This window comes from Holophaga foetida DSM 6591 (assembly GCF_000242615.2).
GTDB classification, from domain to species: domain Bacteria; phylum Acidobacteriota; class Holophagae; order Holophagales; family Holophagaceae; genus Holophaga; species Holophaga foetida.
The window spans coordinates 2,470,016-2,490,464 of the sequence record NZ_KI912268.1 but is presented as its reverse complement, the minus strand read 5'-3'; the positions used below and the strand labels follow the sequence as shown (position 1 = coordinate 2,490,464).

Below are 20,449 nucleotides of genomic sequence, written 5' to 3'. Positions count from 1 at the left end.
CCATCGTCCGGCACGAAGCCGTCGGGCAGGCAGATGCCGCGCTCCGTGGGGATTTCAGGGGGCTTCTGTAGGTGGTAAATCAGTGTTCTGAGCGCCTTGATGCCCCATCCCCATGGCAGCAAGGGTACGCTTCCTGTCCCGCCTCCTGACCGCCCAGAACCCAAGGATCGGCAGGACGGCAGCCATGACCATGACCAAGGCTGCTAGGTTCTGGTGGAAGCGGACCATCCTTCTGGCTGCCCGCAGGAGCCAGGGCATCAGCCCCTCCCGGGCCAGGAAACTGGAGAGTTCGGCATAGCTCAGGCTTCCCGGAGTCGCTGCCCGGGCAGCCTCCGCCGACATCCCCGCCAGGATAGGATCCAGGTAGGCCTCCACCCTAAATCGCTTCAGTTCCTTGGTGGTCTGCTTCTGGGCCATGGAGCCGCCCAGGTCCACAAGGAGTTTCTGCAGCATGGGGCCCGCCGCTCCCTTGGCGAGCTCGGGCATGGCGGACTGGGCATAGACGTTCACCACCCCGAGGGCCCGATTGACGGCGACCTTGCCCACAGTATCCATCTCCTCCCGGAAGACCTTGACCTCCATCTTTTCCTGTCCCGCAGCGAAACGCTCTACACCTGTGCGGATCGTTTGAATGGCCTCCTCCTGCGAGGTGTGTGGTGCCCGCAGGGCCAGGGCGCAGGCGTAATGAAGCCCCCCGAAGAGCAGGGCTTCCCGTTTGCCGAACTCCTCACTGGCGAGGGCGACGACTGAATTCGTTTCCGCAAAATTCCGCACCGTGCGCCAAGCGCCCTCCCAGAAGCCCACATAGCCGCAGCCCAGACTGAACACCACCAGATGCAGGGCACACACACTGCCCCGCCACCACTTGGCATGGGGGCGTTCCAGCTTATAGCCTCCGCGGGCCCGCAACGCCAGGAAGATGCCGAGGCCCAGACCCGCCCCGACCAGGAGTCCAATAACGGTCCATCCGGTGATCGACCAGCAGGCTGACGTGGGCAGGTTCTGGGCTAGCCAGAGGAATAGGGTCTTGGACATGTCGTCACTCCCTTTCGAGGCTGGGTGCAAGGGCGCCATGGGCTGTCGGGTAATTGGGGCGAAGCAGCAGGTGTAAAATCGAGGTGCACATGATGGCTGGGACCGCCAGATTGAAGACCGGGATGGCCAGCAGGGCCATGAGGGCCACGCCGATCAGCAGCAAGGGCCTCCAGCGCCATCGGAGGCTGGGACGCCAGGGGGGCAGGGAGGGCATCCGTTTCGCAGCCACCGCGAATAAGGCGCGCGGGTGGATGTAGCAGCCCAGAAGGATCAGGGTGATCCCGGCGATCACGGGCACACTGAGGGCGAGCAGGATCAGGAACACCCGAAGAGTGGGGGATCTTCCCTTGATCTCGACGGGAGGCGTGGATGGGGTTTCTCCCCCATACCTGCGACCCACTTTGAGAAGCGTCTCGGAGAGGAGCAGACGGGGGGCTGTCAGGTAGATGCTGGTGGCCACCACGAAGAGAAAGGCCAGAACGACGAGCACCGCTACCACCATCGCCAAGACGATGAGTATCTGCAACAACAGCGGGAACCCGCCCCCGCCGCCAAAGTCTAAGATGCTCTCGCCCCGGAACATCGGCAGGCTCTTCGCGACCGTGAGCAGAACACCCTGGGCACTCGTCATGGCCAGCAGATCGGCAACCTCCCCAATCCGTCGGTGGAAGACTTGGCACAGCAGGGTCCAGAAGCCGAAAGCCCCCATGACCAGGAAGGCCGACCTCCATAGGAGGCGCCGGGAAAGCGCATCCCGTACCCCCAGACCGAGGCAGGTCCCCGCCTCACGCAGGGCCTTCCACCAAAGAGCGTTCTTCAGGCGCTTCAGATGCATGCGGTGGATCTCCGGGACACTGCTGCCGTGCTGTTTAAAAGTGGCTTAGGGCCACCCAGTAAATCCCTGTATTTTCAGGGATTCGCCGACACATCACCAGGGTTTCCAAGGAAGGAACCAATCGAGTTATGCCCTAAGGCGAAGTTACTTGGTGGTGGGTTTCAGCTTTTCGAATTCCGGCATCAACGGGATCGTGGGGCGCATGCGGAGGCTCTTGAGCAGGCCCTCATAACGGGAGTAGGTGACACTGAAGGGGGGTGGATTCTTCTTCAGGATCGGGGCACCCTCCTTATCCGCCGTGAAACAACGCAGATCCAGGGAGACGGTGGGCAGCACCTGGGAGTCCCCCCAGCCGCCGTAGCCGGTGTACATGAGGTAGGTCTCGAAGGGGGCTTTCCCCTTGGGGCGCTGGTGGACCACGATGCCACCCTGCTGGGCGGTGAGGGCACCGATGCGGGCACTGCGGGGGCCAATGCGATCGACCTTGTACCCCTCCAGCTCACCCCCTATGCCAGCCATAGCGCTGCTGGTGGAATGGAACCAGGCCGGTTCCGAGCCCAGCTCCCCCACCGTGGCGGTGCCCAGGGTGTAGATCACCCCCGGCGTGTCCTGGTAGCGGAGGGAGACCTTGATATCGTAGGTCGTGGTGCCATCGTCCGGCACGAAGCCGTAGGGCAGGCAGATGCCGCGCTCCGTGGGGATTTCGTAGAGCTTTCGCGGGCGGTAGGCGCGCACAAAGGCATCGAACTTGGGTTTGCGGATCTCCAGGGGAGGTTCGCCATCCCCTTGACTATCCATGAAGCAGTGCAGCCTGCCATCCCGCCAGAGGTAGGCATACAAGGTCGAGCCAGCGACATAGGCGACACTATCCGGGATTTCCAGGTCGTAGGGGTGCCACGCCTTCTCGATAGCTTTGCTCCTGGTTTCATTTTCATGGATATCGGTTTCCAGCTCCTGGAGGGATTTGGCAATGGCGATGGGATCCTCTTTGTTCGGGTTTTCCCTCAAGGTTTCGATGGTCCAGGTTTTACCCTCCGATTCACTCTTGAGTCTCTTGATGGCAAGGGACTTCCCCACCGCATGCAACTGGATCTGCTCTTCTAGGCCCTTTCTGGGCACGGGTCCCATGACCCTGATGGCGATGCGGCCCACCTGGGAGTGTTCATCCTCCCCAGCAATATCCCCAGGGAAGCCCTCATAGTTATGGTTTTCGGAAAAATCCCGCCAGGCGGTGTAAGCGATGCCCCATTCCATTGCCCGGGGGACATCGAAGACCAGCCGCCCCAGGCACTCCTGGCGGATTCCAGGCGGAGTGACGTAGCCCGGATGGGTGGCTTTCTGGATGTCCTCCAGGTCGGGGCCCTTGGGTCCCGGGGGCTGCTGGGCACAGCCCCGGGAGCAGCCCAGGACACTCAGGCAGAGCAGGATGGCGAGCCAGCGCAGGGTGGACATCATGCGGAGGTCTCCTCGGGGGTGGATTCGAGCTGGGCGAGCATGGGGCGTTCGGGCTCCAGGCCATCCAGGGTGGGAAGACCCTCCTTCTGGGCCAGAATGGTCAGGTTCTGCCCGGAGTCATTGCTCTCGCCCCGGGTCCATTCGATGGGGAGTTCCACGATGAAGCCCTGGACGCCCTGGGGGGCCTTTTCCGGGGCCCGGCCATGGTTTGCTGCCTTGGCACCGGTCTGCCAGGAGTTGGATTCGTCACGCACACCCACCCCCTGCCAGAAGGCCGCCTCGAAGGGCATGCGGTAGAGCATCTTTCCGCCCTTCGCGTGGTGGAGGCTGTCGTTGTAGCGCCATACGGGCCATATGGAGCAAGGCGGTTTATCATCTTTATGCGCGGGGGCCTGGAAGCGAGGGTCCGCGATATTGCGGGGGATGTGCCAGAAGGCTTCCTCGTAACGTTCCGAATTCACCCTGGCCACCTTCTGGATCGCCTTCCAGGTCTCCGGGGCAGCGGGCTTGTCGAGAACGCTGGCCAGGGCGCTGGCGGGCTTGTCGCTGCCCATCAGGCCGAAGATCTTCTTCCAGAGGTTCTTCCGCAACTCGTGAACACAGGCGCTGACCTTATGAGGGTGCCGACCATCGAGTTTCACCCCCACCTGGTTGGAATCGTGGATCATCACCGCCAGCTCTGAATCCCTGTCCCCCATCTCGCTCCGGTCGTTGATATTGGCGCTGCCCACGATGGCCACACGGTCATCGGCGATGAGGGTCTTGGAGTGGACGTAGACCTGCTCGGTCACGGGACGCCCACCGATCATCCCCCAGTTTCGAAGGTTCAGGAGGGTCAAGTAGCGTCTCCATTCGTCGCCCACATCATCGCTCAACTTCTTCAGTCCCATATTTCTCAGCTCACTTCGGATCTGCGCCGCGCCAGCATCCGAGGGCTTGAATCCCTTTTCCTTGAGCATGCGCTTTTCGAGGATGGCCCGGCGCACCCCGTTGATCAGGCTGTCGTGCCCATGGGAGAGCGACTGCATCGTCAGGTGCACCTGGGTCATGATGTTGAGGGTGTTGAGGGTGCCTTCCGGGTGAACGGGAATTACCAGGTACACGTGGAAGTCCCGGCCATCCTCCACGATAGCCTTGCGAATGCGCCACACCAGGGCCTGGGCGATGGGGTTGGTCACATGTTTCTGGTTGTGCCCAAGACCCGTTGTCGCCTTAACGGCGGCATGGTTTTTCAGGACATCCATGAGGTCCTTCCAGAAAAGAACGCCATCCCTGTCGCGCAGCACATCGTCCACCTTGGCCCAGCGGATGTGCTTGAGAATCTTGTCGAGGGGGACACGCTCGATTTCCAGCATCTTGGCGAACTTCTGGTATGCAGGGCTCCGCTTGATGTCCAGCAGGGCCCCCATGGGGCCGGAGTATTTTCCATGGGTGTCGCCCTTGGCACCATAGTCCGATTGGAAAAACTGGTTCTCGATGTAGATAAAATGCTGGGCGCTACGGATCACCTTCAGCATCGCCTTCAGGCAGTTGTCCTGTTTCTGGCCCTTGGTATAGGCCCTGGCGTTCCGGACGGTTGTCGGCACGCCCTTCGCGCGTACGATATCCTCCAGCAAGGCCGATGGGGCGCTGCGAAGAACCTGCACCGACGCGCCATTCTCGGCAAAGCTCTCTTTAGGGAAAAGTCCCGTGGGGATGCGCGGAGCCTTGACCTTGATTGCAAGATTGCAATGGATTAGTCGGGAGATTTGCTGGGTCAGCGCCTCAGCCCGCTCCCGGAACTCGTGATCATAGAGCCAGGCGATGCTGTTCCAGCGCTGGATAAAGTTCATGCTCAAGTCATAGACAGAGGGCCCCTGGATGCAGCAATGCACGTCGTGCCAGGGCATCCGAGGCTGGCACTTAGGGTCGACCACGGATTCACCTGTTGGGGCGATATGGGGAAGCTTTCCCAGATTGCGGTAGAGCTCTTTCCTGTTGGCTGCGGAGTCCCCCAGGACAGTCACGATGCCCAGAGTGAGAGCTTCAACCATGCTTCCCACCGTGTGAAGGTAGGACTGCGGCAACTGCTCAAGACTTGCGCCATTCAGCCATGCCACCACTGCGGTGGACGCATCTTTCACGCTGGCGCACCCGACCTCAACCAAAAACCGAAGGGTGTTCTTGGTGCCTGCGGGAAGCCTGCGCCAGGCTTGTCTGACTTCTTCGGCGGCGGCATCCACCGCTTTGTCCTGAAGACTGTATAGGAAATCCGGGACGATGCTGCTGCTGTTCCAGGCATCGGAGAGCATCTTGCTGCCATCCTTGATGCCACTGGTTGCTGTATCCTTCGCGTCCAGGACCTTGGCGAGCCAGGGGAAGGGCGCGGACAGGCCCCAGGCCACTGTTTCGGCTTTCCAGTTATCAGAACAAGCCGCAAGGAGTTCTGCACGGGTCAAGTGGTTGACTCTGTCCTCGTTGGTAACTGAATGCACGGGAGGAATACAGGAGTTGTACAACTCGTTATTCCTTCGCCACTCGGCATTGATGGAAAACCGATGGTCATCCATACGCCCATAGGCCAGATCAATCCCGCCGACATAGGCATATTTGTTGTCGATGATGACGGACTTCTGGTGATGGGAGAATGCAGCTCCCAGTGCGCCTCTCATGCCTGATTGCTGAATCGCTGGGAGCACGAAGGCACGCTTGCGGCCTTTGCTCCCGGCGTTTAGGTGGAGGATGGCCAATGTGGTCTCGAAATCCCCAGTATCCACTCCGACCTTGGGAGACATCCAGGGTAGTACGTAGATCTTGAGGTTCCTGTTTGCATCGAGCCGTTGTTTCAAACATTGAAAGAGCGTTTTATCATGACTAAGCATTACGTCGAAATTAATCTGCCATCCCGTTATGAAGATGGAACGCTCCGCAGAGGCAATCTTGGCGCACAAGTCATCAAAATAGGAAACGCCAGTCACAAAGAAGTTGATATTATTCCCGGACCTTAGAGGAGAAAAAGTCGGCCCCCAATTGGGCATTTCAGCCCGCGGCCCTCCGACGGATGACTTGCCAATTTTATTGGCCTCGAAGGGTGGGATTCCATCAATGATGCACCAATCTGGTGTTTTACCCGACTTTCGGGTTGAATTCCCGCTTTTATCTACTTTCTGATCAATGGCGCCAGGATTGCCCATGTTATTTCAACCCGCCTTTCAGGCGATTCAGCAATTCTGCTTTCGATTTGGTTCCAAACACGGCATGGGCGTGATCGATGACCGATTCAACGCCAGTCGAATAGAGGTTGGAACAGGTGTCCTGAGTGAAATCTGCTGCGCTCAGGGCATGAAGCAGCTTCTCGTCCTCGCTCCAATCATCCCGCTCCTGTGCCACAGCGATTTTTACGACATGGCCCGGGAATACCAGCCAAGTCCTGTCGGGGTTAGCGCAGTATGTCTTGGAAAGGAGTTCTTCCTGTGCGGTGCTCAACGGGATGTGTCCTTCGGAATCCGTTTCCCCCTCTGTAACCAGGTGTTCTTCGTCAATCCACGCTAGTCCGTCGGGTTCTGGGCCCCAGGCGATTTTCCATGGCGTGAAGGAAAGCGGGTGGCCGTTTGACCCGGACGTATCCGCAAGGTTCAGATCGAACTTGAACTGGCGTTCGGGTATGGATGCGCGAGGCATTTTGGGCAGGTCCACATTCGCCGTTCCTGCCCCCATCAACTTCATCCCCCCCGTGCGGAGTTCAAGGTTTCCCGGCATCTTGAGGGTGATCTTGCCGTCCTTGAGGAGGATCTCGCAGCCATTGGCGGCTAGGCGGATGGAGGTCTTGGCGAGGATTTCGACGCTGTTGTTGGCGCTGACGATCTGCACATCCTGGTCGGCCACCACGCCGATCTTCCCTTCGTGGGCCTGGATATCGATGTTGCCTTTGCCTGCGATGGCCTTGATGCCGGATTTGGCGGCGAATACCTGGAACGCTTCCTTGGCGGCCATCATGATGCGCTTGCCTGCGGCTACAACGGTGTCGCCGCAGCTGTCCAGATGGATGTGCTCCCCGGCGCTGGTGATAACGCTGGCGGGGGTGCTCTGGACGATGCCTGCGGGGCTGCTGAGGGCCAGGACGGGGTCGGCGAAGGCGGGGATTTCGTTGCCCTTGGTGGTCTCGGTCTTCTTGAGGGTCTCCTGGAGCTTTTTCGCGCTTTCCAGGGTGCCCAGGGCTTCGAGCTGGTGCTTCTCGGAGACCTCGCTCAGGGCCTTGGCGAGTTCCTGGCCCCCTTCAAGCTGGCTATGGAGCCCTGCGGATTCCAGGGCGGCGCTGCCGCCTTCGGTGCTGATCAGCAGGCCCTTTTCGCCCCGCAGGGCGCCGTAGGCTTCGCTCCGCAGTTCGAAGCCCGTGCCCTTGGGCTCCGCCAGGCCCAGGGCCCGGGGGTGCACGATGTGGCCCAGGTTCAGTTCGGTCTTGGCGTGATCGGAGGCCAGGCGCGCCCGCAGCTCGTTGGTGCTGTCATCGAAGAGAAGTTCGTTGCCCCCCGTGCCCTTGTGCATCTTGGAGCGCATGCCGGAAATGGCCTTGTCGCCCGGGAGGCTGGAGGCCAGGCTGAACATGGCGGGCTTGCGGCGGCCGCCGGGCAGGACGCCCAGGACCACGGGCTTGTCGGGGTCGTTGTTCAGGAACTGGATCAGCACCTCGTCCCCGGCCCGGGGGAGGAAGCCCCCGCCCATGCCCTGGCTGGACCAGGGCTGAAGCAGGCGCACCCAGGTGCAGTCCCGGTCGGTGCCCGTGGCCCCGGCCAGGGGGTGATCCTCCTTGCGGGTGCAGTGGAGTTCGACCTTGATGCGGCCCACCTCGTCGGTGTGGACCTCCTCGCCCTCGGGGCCTACCACCGTGGCGGTGATGGGGCCGGGGATCGGGGCCTCGATCTCCTCCGGCAGGATGGGGATGCTCTGGCGAAGGCACTCGAAGCGGTTGGTGTAGACCTGGGCAGCCTCGTGTCCTGTCTTCAATCCCCCGAAGTTGTTCTCGGCCTCCAGTTCCAGGCCAGTGAGAACAAAGGTCCGTTGGGCCTTGGGGTCGGCGTCGTGGACGGGGTGATCCTCCAGGACGAAGCTGGTGCCCACGCAGAAATCCCGTACGGTGCCTTCGCCCGCAAAACATTTGGTACGCTGCTCCCAGACCTGGGCCCGGCTGGTGGTGCGCTTTTCGTGTCCCGCCAGATCGTCGTGCTCCAGGGGGGCCTCGTGGCGGTAGTCCTCCAGGGTGGAGGCCAGGGCGTTGCCGAAGCTCCCCTGGTTCGAAAGGAGCTCCTCACTGGTGGTACTCAGCGAGCCATTGCTGTGATCCCAGGCGCGGCGGGTGACCTTGCCCACCTGGAGCACCCGCTGGGCCTGCCAGCTGGTGATGGTGTCGGCCTCCTCGGTGCCATCGGCCCGGTGGAAGCGCACCTCCCCGGCTTCGTTCTTGTCCAGGTCCCGGGGGTCGTCAAAGAGGATGAGGCTGTGCTGGGGGTGCTCGGGGCTGCTATCGGGGTGGGGCAGGATGACGAAGGAGACACCGATCTTGGCGAGGCGGCGGCGGATGAAGTCCCACTTGTTCTCGTCGCAGAGGAAGGCGAAGTCCCGGACGGGATAGGTCTTTGTCTTGAGGCAGCGGTTGTCGATGCTGAAGCAGGCGCCGAAGACCGGGTTTTCCTGGATCTCCTTGTTCAGCAGAAGCTTCACGATCTCAAGATCATTCTTCTGCATGAATATCTGGGAGCTGTGGCCGAGGCGCAGAGCGGCAGTGACGGGCTCCACCACCAGGCGGTAGGTTGATAATCCGCCATCGGAGCCCTCGCTGTGGACCTCGGTGATCACACCGGTGATGAAGCGTTTCCCGCCGCTGTCGGTGAGGATGGTGATTTGGGTCGGGACGCTAAGAAGCGTTTTGAGGGGGAAGTGGGCGTCCTGGGAGAAGACCCAAACTTCGTAGCGGAAGCCCCAGTTGACTCTTTCCTCTCCCTTGATGCGGTGGACCAGGAATTTGCCCTCGGGGATGCCGCTGTCGGGGGAGAAGCGGATTTCCAGGAGGCGGGTTGCCTGGCTGATGAATGCGTTCAGAAGGTCCGTGACGCTTTCGGGTAACTTTTGCAGACGGGAGGACAGACCGGAGAGGGCTGAGACAGAAAGACTCATGTTTGTATTCCTTCTAGGGTTCCGTTGGTTACTTCATGTTGTGCTTATTGCCTGGCCTTGCGTGTAATAATGATTAGCACATGAAATATAATACATGAAATAAACCTGAATGCACGCATGGAGCCAAGGCACCCTAGACCCCAGGCTGGAGCCCGTTCCGCGGGGCCTTTGCGGGCCCTACTCCGCTTTCCAGTGCTTCCGGATCAGCCCCTGGGTCAGGATCCTGAGGGAGGCGCCCTTGCCGGGGTTCCACTCCAGGAAGCTGGCCTGCTTGAGTTCCATGGCCAGGGTGCGGGCTTGGTCGCTCTCTGGATCCCGCCCAACGACGAGGATGGGGCAGCCCGGGGGCTGGGCTTCCAGGAGGGCCTTGGTCCGTCGTCGCTCTTCGCTGCCCATTCCTGCGGTGTCCAGGAGGAGGAGAAGGGGGGGCTGGGTCAGGGCGGTCCTGTAGGGGGTCATGACGGCAGGCACGACCCGCAACTCGTGCATGCCCTCCAGGGCCGCCTCGACCTGGGGGCCAAGGTGGGGATCGGTGCTCAGAAGCAACAGGCCTGCGGGCGGGGCCTTGGGCTTGGCGGCTTCCTTGGCCTGGGCGCGGATTTCAGTCCGGCTGTCCCACAGGCGCTGGGCCTCGGCGCGGCGGCCTTCCACCCACAGATTGACCAGGCTCAGGGTCGGTTCTTCCAGGGGGGGCTGGAACTCGAGGCCCAGGTAAGGACCGCTGCTGTGGCAGATCCGGGCGGAGGTGCTGAAACTGGGGCCACCGTCGAGTTCGAGGCTCGTTTGGACGATGCTGCCTGGCAGCCAGGATTCGGTGTTCCGGAAATCCTTCAGGAATACGCCAGCGCCGAGGACAGAGAGGTTCTCCAGGCCGAAGGACTGGATGGACACCCCGCCTCCTGCAATGCTGCCCATGGAGCCCCGGGACCTGGCCATTCGCTCGGCCCGGTAGGCCCTCCGCTGCTCGTCCACCCCCAGGACTTCGGGAACCGAGACCACCAGGGTCCGGCGGTGCTCCTCCTGTTCGTAGTCCAGGATCCGGGTGATTCCGCTGTAGATGGTGAGCTCCCAGGGGAACCGGAGCCGGAGCGGGTGCTTGGCCAGGGTGTTCTGTGCGACTTCGCGTCCCATGGAGGCCCGGATGCGCAGCTTGTCACCGTCCCGATCGAGAAAGCGGGATTCGAAGCTCAGGTAGGGAGTGGCCAGGAGCATGGCGGCCTTCCGCTCGCACAGCTCGCTCAGGACCTCGTCCCTCAGTGGGCCGGTCAGGCCGCCCTTCTGTCTCTTCTCGTTCGTCATGCCGTCTCAATGTTCACGGGGAGCTATGGGGCTTTCGCCGCCACTGGAGTGTCTGCGTATGATGCCCTGGGCCAGGCGTTCCAGGAAGGGGCCACGTTGGGGGCTCCAGGCCATGGCACTGGCAGCCTTCCATGCGCTGGAGAGTTCGAAGAGCGTGGAACCGTCAACCTCTGTGCCCAGGATGAGGACCGGCGCCTTCCCGGCGGCGAGTTCCACCAGGGTCCGGCTGCGTTTCCGCTGGTCCAGGCTGAGGTCGCGGATGTGGAAGATCACCAGCGATGGCTTGGAGGTCAGGGCGTCTTTCATGGACTGAATGGTGGGCTGGACTCGAAAGATGGAGCGCAGAACCCGAAGGGGCTCCCGAAGTGCCTCCTCCAGCCCTGGGTCGTCGCTCACCAGGAGGATGCCTTGGGGGGGCAGGGCGCTCTCGGGACTGGTGGCGCGGGGTCCCTTCATCTCCAGGCGTCGGGCCAGACGCTCCTGCTCCTCCTCCCGTCTCATGAAGACCCACCGCGAGAGGGGCTCCTGGACCGATCTGGGCAGGGGGGGGACGAACTCGATGCCCATGCGGCGAGTGTCCAGGTGGCGCACAATGGCCTCTGAATGAACCTGGATCTCTTCGGAGAGGGGAATGCTCACCGTGATCCGATCCTCCACCATGAGGTGTTCCACGCTCAGGTCACGCTGGGCCAGGAGCCTGGCGCCGGTGGTGCTCAGATCCACCAGGCCAGCCGTGAGGAGCTGGGCCTTGGGGGTGCTGAAGGTGGTGGTGACCCGGCCGACCCGTTCAGCCCGATAGGCCCCCCGCTGGTCGTTTTCAAGGATCTGTCTGGGGACGGAGAGGCGGAGGGTCCGCCGACCCTCGATCATGTCCAGGCCAAGCATCTTCACCGGGGCCTCATAGAAGCCCAGGCCATGGGGGAAGCGGATCTTGAGATCCGAGGTCCTCAGCCCGTAGACCGCATCCTCTCGGCTCATGGTGGCCTGGACCTGGAGTTCGCCGCCCTGGAGGGCCAGGAAGTTGGATTCGAAGCGCAGGTAAGGGGTATCGAGAACCAGGAGTTCCCGGCGGGCGCAGGCCTCTCCCAGAATCTCCCGGATCTCCTCTGTGTTCTTGATGACGCTGGCCAACCTGTCCTCCCAGGGGGTGATTCCTGATTATGATGGCCCTGCTCCCACTTTCATTGGCAAGAAACCGATTGTCCACGATGCTATGTTGAGTGCAGGCGACGGAGTCCTATGGCGGCGACAGTCATCACAGGGGAGATGGTGATCCGGGAGATCCTGGGCGTAGCTTGCGTCAACAAGGAGTTGATGATCCTGGTGACGCCTTATCTGAAGTTCGAATCGAGCTTTGTGCGTCTGGACTCTGATGCGATTCATGTCCGCATCGGCATGAGCGCCGAGGAGGTCATGTACGGTCTCCGGAATCCCGATCTCCGCTTCCGCTTCCCCCATCTCACCCAGTTCCTGGAGGGCCACACCCGCATGGTGGGCTTCGGGGTGCATGAGGGGCGGCGCACCATCCGGCTTTCCATTCCTCCCACCCTTCAGGATGACGAACTGAGGCGGAACTATCGGGTGGAACGGGTGGGCCGGGTTTCTGTGACCTTCAGCGACTCCAGGTTCGAACTCCACCAGGCTCAGCTCCAGAACATCTGTCCCGGTGGGGCGAGGTTCCTCAGCACCACCGAGAGCATTGAGGGCTTCGTGCGCACTGGAGCCAAGCTGCACGTCACCATCCCCCTCACGGAGGAGATCCACATCAACTGGACGGCGGTCGCTCGCTGGGTCCAGGATCGGGTTCTTGGCATCGAGTTCGTTCCTGCCCTTCCCACGGTGCTTCTGGGGGACCTGAGTCGATGGGTCTTCAAGAAGCGCGAGGAGGACAAGGAGCGCATCGAGCGGAGTGCCTCGGCTGCGCTCAGCGAAGTCGCCATGAAGCGGGGAGGCTCCAGTCAAGTGGTCCTTCTCTCGCTTTCTTCGGAGGTGGAGGACACCCTGAGGGCGATCCTCCCGGAGATTCCCGTCCTCAAGCGAGTGCCTCCCACCCTCCAGGCCCTCAAGGAGGCTGTGAATGAGGGAGCGGGTCTCTTCCTTCTCCACCTGCCCGGTGGCAACCTGGACGAGCGTCGCAGGCTCAAGACCCTGGCGGAATCTCTCGGGAAGCAGGCCCCCTTCGTGCTTCTGGGGACGGAGATCGAGAGCGGCCCCCTCTTCGAACTGGCCAACGATATGAAGGCTGCCAGCGCCTATGTCCTGGGGCCCAAGCCTGGTCCCTTCTTCCAGCGTCTGGTGCAGGGCATCCTCCGGCGACATGCCGAACCGCCCAAGGAGGGGTGATTGAAGACTCTGCTGGTATACAGCGCCCCCAGGAGCGGGGCTGGTGACGAATGGATGGACTTCCTGCCCATCGGTCTGGGCTACCTCCAGGCGGCCCTCAAGAGTCAGGGCTTCCCCTGCTGCCTGGCGAACCTTTCGGGCAAGTCGAACCGCGAGATCCTGGCCTACTTCCGGGAGCAGGGGGCGGGTCTCATCGGCGTCTCCATGTTCACCTTCAACCGTAAGCGCAGCTTCGAGCTTCTCAAACTGGCGCGGGAGGCCTGCCCCGGGGCCCTGCTGCTGGCCGGAGGCCCCCATCCTACGCATCTGGCGGCGGAGGTCTTCGAGGAGTGCCCCGCCTTGGACGCCATCGTGAAGGGCGAGGGGGAGGGCCCCCTCCTGGGCATCGTTCATCGCCGGAAGTCCGGGGAGGACTGGCGCCGCACCCCTGGGCTCATCCTCCGGGGGGGGGAGACGCCCTCCCAGCCGCCTCTGCAGAGCCTGGAGCTCATCCCCGCGGAGCACTTCGAGGCGGACTTTCTGCGGGATCCCCAGCAGCTTGCCTACCTCAGCACCTCGCGTGGCTGTCCGGCCCGATGCACCTTCTGCAACACCCCCGAATACTGGGGCAGCGGAATCCGTTTCCGCAGCCCCGTCTCGGTCGTCCGGGAGATGGAGCTTCTCCAGGCCGAGCACGGCCTCACCTATTTCAGCTTCCGGGATGACACCTTCACGGCCCAGCGGAAGCGCACCATGGAACTGATGGGCCTCATCCAGGGCTCCGATCTTCACCCTTTCTGGAACTGCCAGAGCCGAGTGAACCTGGTGGACGAGGAACGCTTGGTGGCCATGAAGCGGGCCGGGTGTGAATTCCTCCAGTTCGGGGTGGAACACGGCAGTGAGCGGGTGCTCAAGTCCCTGGACAAGGGCACCTCCATGCAGAAGGTCCGGGAGTCCATGGCGCTGGTGCGCCGGGTGGGAATGAATCTCGGCATATTCCTCATCACGGGCATCCCAGGTGAGACCTGGGAGGATGTGGAGCAGAGCGGGGCCCTGATCCGGGAGACCCGTCCTCACGATGTGCAGATCTCTCCCCTGGCGGTGTACCCCGGAACCCGTCTCTTCGCCCAGTACCGGGCCGAAGGCCGCATCAGCCGGGACTTCTTCCGGGCTGCGGGGGACGCCGAAGTATTCGCCAGGGTGGATGCCCACACCGAGAAGGCCCTGCAGCACCTGGACCAGGTGGCCCAGAAGACTAGGCCCAAGGCGGCCTATCGACCTGCCGATTTCGCCCAACAGAAGAAGTGGCTGGGGTACTGCGCCGTCACCCAGGTCCTCTGCGGCGAGGCGGCCGAGGGGGCCGGGCGTTTCCAGGAGGCAGAAGCGGAGTACTCGGAGATCATCCGTCGTGAACCAGGCAGCACCTGGGGCTTCCTAAAGCGGGCCCTGCTGCGCCAGTCCCTCGGCCAGTCCCGGGGGGCCCGGGAGGACGTGCGCGAGGTTCTGCGGCTTGTGCCCCGCCACCCCGAAGCCCATGCGCTGGCCCTTGAGCTTGGACTGGACTAATCCAATCCAGGCTCCGTCCGATGGATCTGGTGGCGGGGCCATGGGGGGGACACTTGATGGGTTGGGTTCGGGTGGTCTGCTCCTGGGTCCTCGCCCTGATGGCGGGCCTGGGTGGGGCGGCTGCCGAGCCTGAGGGACGATTCCGCTTCCGGGTGTATGGTCCGGAACAGGGGCTCAAGGACGCCACGATCAATTCCCTGGAGCAGGATTCCCGGGGCTTCCTGTGGATCGGCACCGAGACGGGGCTCCTTCGCTACGACGGGAGCCAGTTCCGCAAGTGGAGCCACAGAGATGGACTGCCCGAAAGCCTGGTGCTGCGTGTGGTCCAGGATCAGGGAGGGGGTGTCTGGGCTGTGACGGCCGGCCAGGGGGCTGCCCTGTTCCACGAGGGAACCTTCCGCCCCCCGATGGTTGGGGGGGCGCCTCTTCCCCCTGGCCCCTCTTCGATTCTGAGGGGCTGGGATGGGCGGGTCTGGCTTCTCCGCAAGGATGGTCTCTACCTGCAGAGCGAGCGGGAAAACTTCCAGCGAGTGGTGGATAGCCCTGTCGGGAAGCAGCGGGCCTTCGCGGCAAGTCCCAGCCGGAAGTCCATTCTGGTCTTCTGCGATGGGACCCTGTGGGAGTGGGCGCAGGGGAAGGGCGGCTGGGCGATCCGAGCCCAGTTAACGGAGTTCCCTGAGCCCTTTCTGAACGGGCTCGTGGAGGATGGCGCGGGGAGGCTATGGCTCGTGGGAACCCGGGCCCTCGGGTACCTGGATGGTGGTTCCACTCTTCACATGGTTTCCGGCATTCTGCCGGCCCCCGCCTACTCCGGCGGACAGGTGAAGCGGGATGAACTTGGGCGCGTCTGGGTGCCCACGAACAATGGGCTGCTTTGGGTCAGGGGCGAGGAACATGCCGTCATCGATCAGGCCAGGGGCCTGCCGGCCAAGTGGGTCAACGCCTCCCTTGTGGATCGTGAGGGAAATCTATGGATGGCCAGCGCCTCGCTCTCGAGGATGCTGGATCGTGGTTACGTCAGGACCTTCCATGAGGTGGACGGGTTGCCCAGTGATCTGGTCTGGAGCCTGTACCGGGACTCTCGAGGGAGGCTATGGGCCGGGACCAACAGCGGGCTGGCCTGGCTCGCCCCCAGCGGCTGGGTGAAGGTGCAGGGAACCGAGGGGATGGTGGTCTACTACCTTGCGGAGGATGGCCTGGGTCGTCTGTGGATCGCTCCCGCTGATCATGCCCCCCTCCTCCTGTGCCCTGGGCAGGACAGCCCCTCCGTTGCACCCCTGGGCCTCAAGGCGCCGATCCGCTCCCTGTACCGGGACCGCGGGGGATCGCTCTGGTTCAGCCCTCAGGAGTCCGGCGGGCTGGGTCGGGTGAGCGCGTCTGGAGATGTCGTCATCTCCGAGTCCCTTCCAGGGGAGCTACACAAAGGCAAGCTGGAGGTTCTGGCCTTCCTGGAGGACGGTGCCGGGCGGCTGTGGGTGGCTACCAACCAGGGGCTCTTCGCACGGGAGAACGGGGTCTGGCGGCGTTGGACCCAGCAGGAGGGTCTGAGGGCAACCGCACTGGACGGCTTGGGTCTGGCGGCAGACGGGGCGGTCTGGGTCTACTACACGGAGCCCTCGGGGGCCACGAAGGTGCTGCTCCAGAATGGCCAGCTCCGGGTTCTGGAGCACCTCGATGCCCAGGGGAGCCTGCCCTCGGACCTGGTTTATGCCTTAGGTGAGGATCCCAAGGGGACCTTGTGGGTTTCCACGGATCAGGGTGTGGTCAGGGTGCGCCAGAAGAGCAGTTTCCGCCTGGGGCGGGGGGTGGACCGTTCTCCGGATGAGGGCAACGGAGGGGCCATGCTGGTGGAGGGGAATGGTGATGTCTGGGTTGGCACCACCCGGGGATTGATACATCTGCTGGCCGGGAATGAACCGGTGCCTCTGCCCTCGCCCCTGGCGACGATCCTGCAGGTCTACTGGGGGGGGCAGCTCCGCCGCGAGGGAGAACACGGTGAGGTTTCCATTCCCAGGGCTCTGTCGACCCTGGAGTTCCGCTTCGCTGCTGCGACCTATGTGGATGAGCCCTCGGTGATCTATCAGGTCCGGCTGGTGGGTCTGGAGGATGGGTGGCGAGCCACGGATGTCCGTCAGGCCCGCTATCCCTCGCTTCCCGCCGGAGACTACCGCTTCGAGGTGCGGGCTGCATACCCTGGTGAGGCGTTCGGACCTTCGGCAACCTTCGCGTTCCACGTGGAACAGTTCTGGTGGAGGTCCTGGTGGGCCATTGCCGCCACGGTCCTCGTGATTGGCATTCTTGTCCATCTCTGGATCCGATGGCGGATCAGGCGTCTGGCCGAGGTCAAGGAACGCCTGGAAGCAGAGGTGTATGAGCGTACCGAGGCCCTTCGCATGGCCAACGCGTCCCTCCATGAGGCCAACCAGGCTCTGGAGAGCCAGAGCCTGACGGATGCCCTCACGGGCCTGCACAACCGGCGTTTCCTCTCCCTGCTCGTCGAGGAGGAGGCGGCTCAGGTGCTGAGGGTCTACCGGGAATCCCCGCTGGGCCGGGCTATTCCTAATCGGGATCTGGTTTTCTTCATGGTGGACCTGGACAACTTCAAGCAAGTGAACGATCGCTACGGGCATGGGGTCGGGGACCGGATCCTCCAGCGCACAGCTCAGGTGCTCAAGAAGGCCGCCCGGGAGTCGGATGCCGTAATCCGCATGGGCGGGGAGGAATTCTTGATCCTGGCCCGCAACTGCAGCCGCAGCGAGGCTCCCCAGGTGGCCGAGCGTCTCCGGAGCTTGGTGGCCCAGGAACTCCTGCACAACGGTGACGAGGTGATACGGTGGACCGCCTCCATCGGATTTGCTGCCTTCCCCTTCCAGCCCTCCGATCTGGACTGGGTCAGCTGGGAGCGGGCGACGGAGATCGCGGATGCCTGTCTCTATGCCGCCAAGAACTCCGGCCGTGATGCCTGGGTGGGCATCGAAGCCAGGGCTGGTCTGGACCGGGCGAAACACGGGGCCCGCATCCCTTGGGAGATGGGGACTCTGTTGGACGAGGGGGTGCTGGAGGCCGTTTCCAATCACAAGGATCCCTTCGGTCGGAGGAGTGGGCAGGTCTTCGGTTAATCCGGGGGGACCGCCCGGCCGCAAGCGGCCTCTGCGTCCCCCCGGACCCCCGCTCCTCACCCGGCGAAGCCGTGCTCGTCGCCGTGTCGGTCCGGGGGGGGCTGGCTGTTTGGCCGCTTCGCCTCATTCCGCGCCAACTCATGAATCAGTGCGGCTAGGCTATCTTCATGCGTCTCTTCGAAGCCTTTGTGGCCCATCGCTATCTCCGCACCCGGAAGAAGGGTGCCTTTGTCCGGGTCATGGTGCGCTTTGCCCGCTTCGGGGTGGCCCTCGGGGTCTTCGCCATGGTGGTGGGCATGGCCATTGGCAACGGCTTCCAGAAGGAGATCGAGCGCAACCTCTTCACCGCGACAGCCCCCTTCACGGTGGCTCACCGTCTGGGTGAGATCCCGGATACCGCCGATGCCCTCCGGCGGATCCGGGCTACCCCCGGCGTTGTGGCCGCCAGCCCCTTCCGCCTGGAGAAGGGCCTTTTGAAGCTCTCGGATGCGGGCACCCCTGCTAATCCCGTCCAGGTGGTGGGCATCGACCCCACCACCGCCCGCCGGACCAGCAGCATCCTGGAGCAGGTGCGCCCGACCCCCGTGGAGCAGCTCCGGGAGGGAGAGATCCTTCTGGGCAAGGGGGCCGCTGATGCTGCCCAGATTCCTGTGGGAGCGACGGTGGCTGTCGTCTTCGTGCGGCTGGACGTTGGGCTCTCCGGCTTCCAGCCCCGGATGATGGCCTTCCGGGTGGCGGGCACTTTCGAGAGCCACATCAGCGAATACGACAAGAACTGGGCCTACATCCACATCGAGGACGCCAAGCGCATCGCCGCCACGGATCAGGCGGAGATGATCGGCGTGCGCACCCAGGACTTCCAGTCCATCAATGCCGTGAAGGGCTCGGTGCTGAAGTCCCTGGGGGGGGGCTTCATGACCCATGACCTTCGTGACCAGAATCGCCAGCTCTTCTCAGCCATGCGTCTGGAGAAGTGGATCGCCAGTGCCCTCCTGAGCCTGATTGTCCTGGTATCAGCCTTTAATATTGTGGCCAGCCTCGTGATCCTGGTGACGGAGAAACGTCGGGATCTGGGGGCCCTCCTGGCTCTGGGGGCTACGCCCCGCCAGATCGAGCGGATCTTCGAGCTCCAGGGACTCCGTATCGCAGCCGTGGGCACCGCCTGGGGCATGGCGGTGGCCATCCCCTTCTGCCTCATCGCCGACCGTTTCAAACTCATCCAGCTCCCGGAGGCGGTCTACGACTTCCTCACCTATCTGCCCCTCAAGCTGGCCCCGGGCGACCTCTGCGTGGTTGCCATCTTCCCCATGGCGGTGGCCTGGCTGGCCTCCCGCTACCCCGCCCGTCGCGCCTCCAGCGTGGACCCTGTCAATGCCCTGAGAGCGGAGTGACCCATGAGCTGCACCCCTGAAAATACTTGGTCCGACTATCTCTTCCTGGACACCGAAGCCGGGGGGCTGGATCCCCGCAAGCACAGCCTGTTGAGCCTGGGGCTTGTGGTGGGTGGTCCCCAGGGCGTCAGGCACAGCCTGGAGATCCTCATCAAGCACGACCCTTATGTGGTGACCGAGGGAGGGATGGCGGTGAACCGCATCAACCTGGAGAAGCACACGGCGATGGGCCTTGCTCCGGAGCAGGCCCTGGTGGTGCTGGACATCTTCCTGGCCCAGCACTTCCCCCATGCCTGCCGCCCCATCACCCTGGTGGGTCACAATGTCAGTTTCGACCGGGACTACCTGGGGGTCTTCCTCGATAGCCAGGGGCGTCTTCTGGAGCCCCGCTTCGGCCACCGCGTGATCGACACCCATAGCATCGCCGCGGGGCTGCGGGATGCCGGGAGGCTGGACCTGCCTCACCTGGGCTCCAGCGCACTCTTCGAGCACTTCGGCATCGTAGTGCCCGATGAAAAGCGTCACACCGCCCTTGGTGATGCGCTGGCCACCTTCGAGCTTTACTGGAAGTTGGTGGAGCACATGCGATGATCGGCCAACGCCTCTCTATCAGGGGAATCTCCAAGACATATCAGGGGGCGGAACACCCGGTATTCCAGGAGTATTCCCTGGCGCTGGAGGCCGGGTGCCTTTGCGCTCTGGTGGGGGTCTCGGGTGTGGGCAAGACCACCCTCCTCAACTGCATTGCCGCCATGGACCACTGGGAGGAGGGGACCATCCAGGTGGGCGAGGACGAGGTGCCCCTGAACCAGCCGGAGGCCGGGGCCCTCTATCGCCGCCGTCATGTGGGCTTGGCCTTCCAGCAACCCCACCTCCTGCCGGAGTTCACGGTGCTGGAGAACCTGCTGATGCCCCTGCGGATCTCCGGCGACCTGAACCCGGAAGGAGAAGCCTGGGCCTTTGAGCTTCTGGACCGTGTCAATGTGCCGGAACTGGCCCACCGCCTCCCCGGCACCCTCTCCGGCGGTCAGGCCGCGCGGGTGGGTCTGGCCAGGGCCCTGGTGCGCAGGCCCAGCCTATGGCTCCTGGACGAACCCACCGGCAACCTGGACCCCGAGACCGCCGAAGAGGTCTTCGGCTTCCTGCTCAAGCTCCACGGCGATCTGCGCCCCACCACCCTCATCGTTACCCACAACCCAGCCCTGGCCCAGCGCTGCGAGCGGGTGGAGCGGCTGGGGAGGGCGCTGCAGGGCTGATCCCTCGACGAGGTGAGGACT

13 protein-coding genes are annotated in these 20,449 nt (G+C 63.2%); 6 read left to right on the top strand and 7 right to left on the bottom strand.

Annotation, left to right across the window (positions count from 1 at the left end; all coding sequences use genetic code 11):
* Positions 1 to 54 precede the first annotated feature (54 nt).
* The 7 genes from HOLFODRAFT_RS0211160 to HOLFODRAFT_RS0211130 all read right to left on the bottom strand — a co-directional run bounded on the left by HOLFODRAFT_RS0211160 (position 55) and on the right by HOLFODRAFT_RS0211130 (position 11,905).
* Complete coding sequence (locus HOLFODRAFT_RS0211160; RefSeq protein ID WP_005032974.1) at positions 55 to 1,035, bottom strand: hypothetical protein; 981 nt, start codon at positions 1,033 to 1,035, stop codon at positions 55 to 57.
* A gap of 4 nt (positions 1,036 to 1,039) precedes the next feature.
* Entirely contained in the window at positions 1,040 to 1,870 is an 831-nt protein-coding gene (locus tag HOLFODRAFT_RS0211155; protein WP_005032975.1) for an EI24 domain-containing protein, read from the bottom strand.
* Positions 1,871 to 2,014: 144 nt separating this feature from the next.
* The gene (locus HOLFODRAFT_RS23105; protein ID WP_005032977.1) at positions 2,015 to 3,325 is read right to left on the bottom strand and encodes a T6SS immunity protein Tli4 family protein; all 1,311 of its coding nucleotides are present in this window, start codon (positions 3,323 to 3,325) and stop codon (positions 2,015 to 2,017) included.
* Complete coding sequence (locus HOLFODRAFT_RS20735) at positions 3,322 to 5,976, bottom strand: phospholipase D-like domain-containing protein (protein WP_158412975.1); 2,655 nt, start codon at positions 5,974 to 5,976, stop codon at positions 3,322 to 3,324. The genes HOLFODRAFT_RS23105 and HOLFODRAFT_RS20735 overlap by 4 nt, the downstream gene beginning before the upstream one ends.
* Before the next feature lie 523 nt (positions 5,977 to 6,499).
* Entirely contained in the window at positions 6,500 to 9,475 is a 2,976-nt protein-coding gene (locus HOLFODRAFT_RS0211140; protein WP_005032981.1) for a type VI secretion system Vgr family protein, read from the bottom strand.
* A 177-nt stretch (positions 9,476 to 9,652) separates the two neighbouring features.
* A complete protein-coding gene (locus tag HOLFODRAFT_RS0211135; RefSeq protein WP_005032983.1) occupies positions 9,653 to 10,774 on the bottom strand; it encodes a hypothetical protein in 1,122 nt (373 codons plus the stop codon).
* Between the two features lie 6 nt (positions 10,775 to 10,780).
* Positions 10,781 to 11,905: a PilZ domain-containing protein gene (locus HOLFODRAFT_RS0211130; RefSeq protein WP_005032986.1), complete on the bottom strand. Its 1,125-nt coding sequence runs from the start codon at positions 11,903 to 11,905 to the stop codon at positions 10,781 to 10,783.
* Positions 11,906 to 12,013: 108 nt separating this feature from the next.
* Between HOLFODRAFT_RS0211130 and HOLFODRAFT_RS0211125 the strand changes: the two genes are divergently transcribed.
* The 6 genes from HOLFODRAFT_RS0211125 (at position 12,014) to HOLFODRAFT_RS0211100 (ending at position 20,428) form a co-directional block, all read left to right on the top strand.
* On the top strand, positions 12,014 to 13,117 hold the full coding sequence (locus tag HOLFODRAFT_RS0211125; RefSeq protein WP_005032988.1) for a PilZ domain-containing protein: 1,104 nt from the start codon (positions 12,014 to 12,016) through the stop codon (positions 13,115 to 13,117).
* Complete coding sequence (locus tag HOLFODRAFT_RS20730) at positions 13,118 to 14,662, top strand: B12-binding domain-containing radical SAM protein (RefSeq protein WP_005032990.1); 1,545 nt, start codon at positions 13,118 to 13,120, stop codon at positions 14,660 to 14,662.
* A gap of 56 nt (positions 14,663 to 14,718) precedes the next feature.
* Complete coding sequence (locus tag HOLFODRAFT_RS0211115) at positions 14,719 to 17,781, top strand: ligand-binding sensor domain-containing protein (protein WP_244432666.1); 3,063 nt, start codon at positions 14,719 to 14,721, stop codon at positions 17,779 to 17,781.
* A 167-nt stretch (positions 17,782 to 17,948) separates the two neighbouring features.
* Positions 17,949 to 19,172: an FtsX-like permease family protein gene (locus tag HOLFODRAFT_RS0211110; RefSeq protein ID WP_005032994.1), complete on the top strand. Its 1,224-nt coding sequence runs from the start codon at positions 17,949 to 17,951 to the stop codon at positions 19,170 to 19,172.
* Between the two features lie 3 nt (positions 19,173 to 19,175).
* Entirely contained in the window at positions 19,176 to 19,763 is a 588-nt protein-coding gene (locus tag HOLFODRAFT_RS20725) for a 3'-5' exonuclease (protein ID WP_005032997.1), read from the top strand.
* Positions 19,760 to 20,428, top strand: coding sequence for an ABC transporter ATP-binding protein (locus HOLFODRAFT_RS0211100; protein ID WP_005032999.1), 669 nt, complete (start codon positions 19,760 to 19,762; stop codon positions 20,426 to 20,428). The genes HOLFODRAFT_RS20725 and HOLFODRAFT_RS0211100 overlap by 4 nt, the downstream gene beginning before the upstream one ends.
* Positions 20,429 to 20,449: the final 21 nt, after the last annotated feature.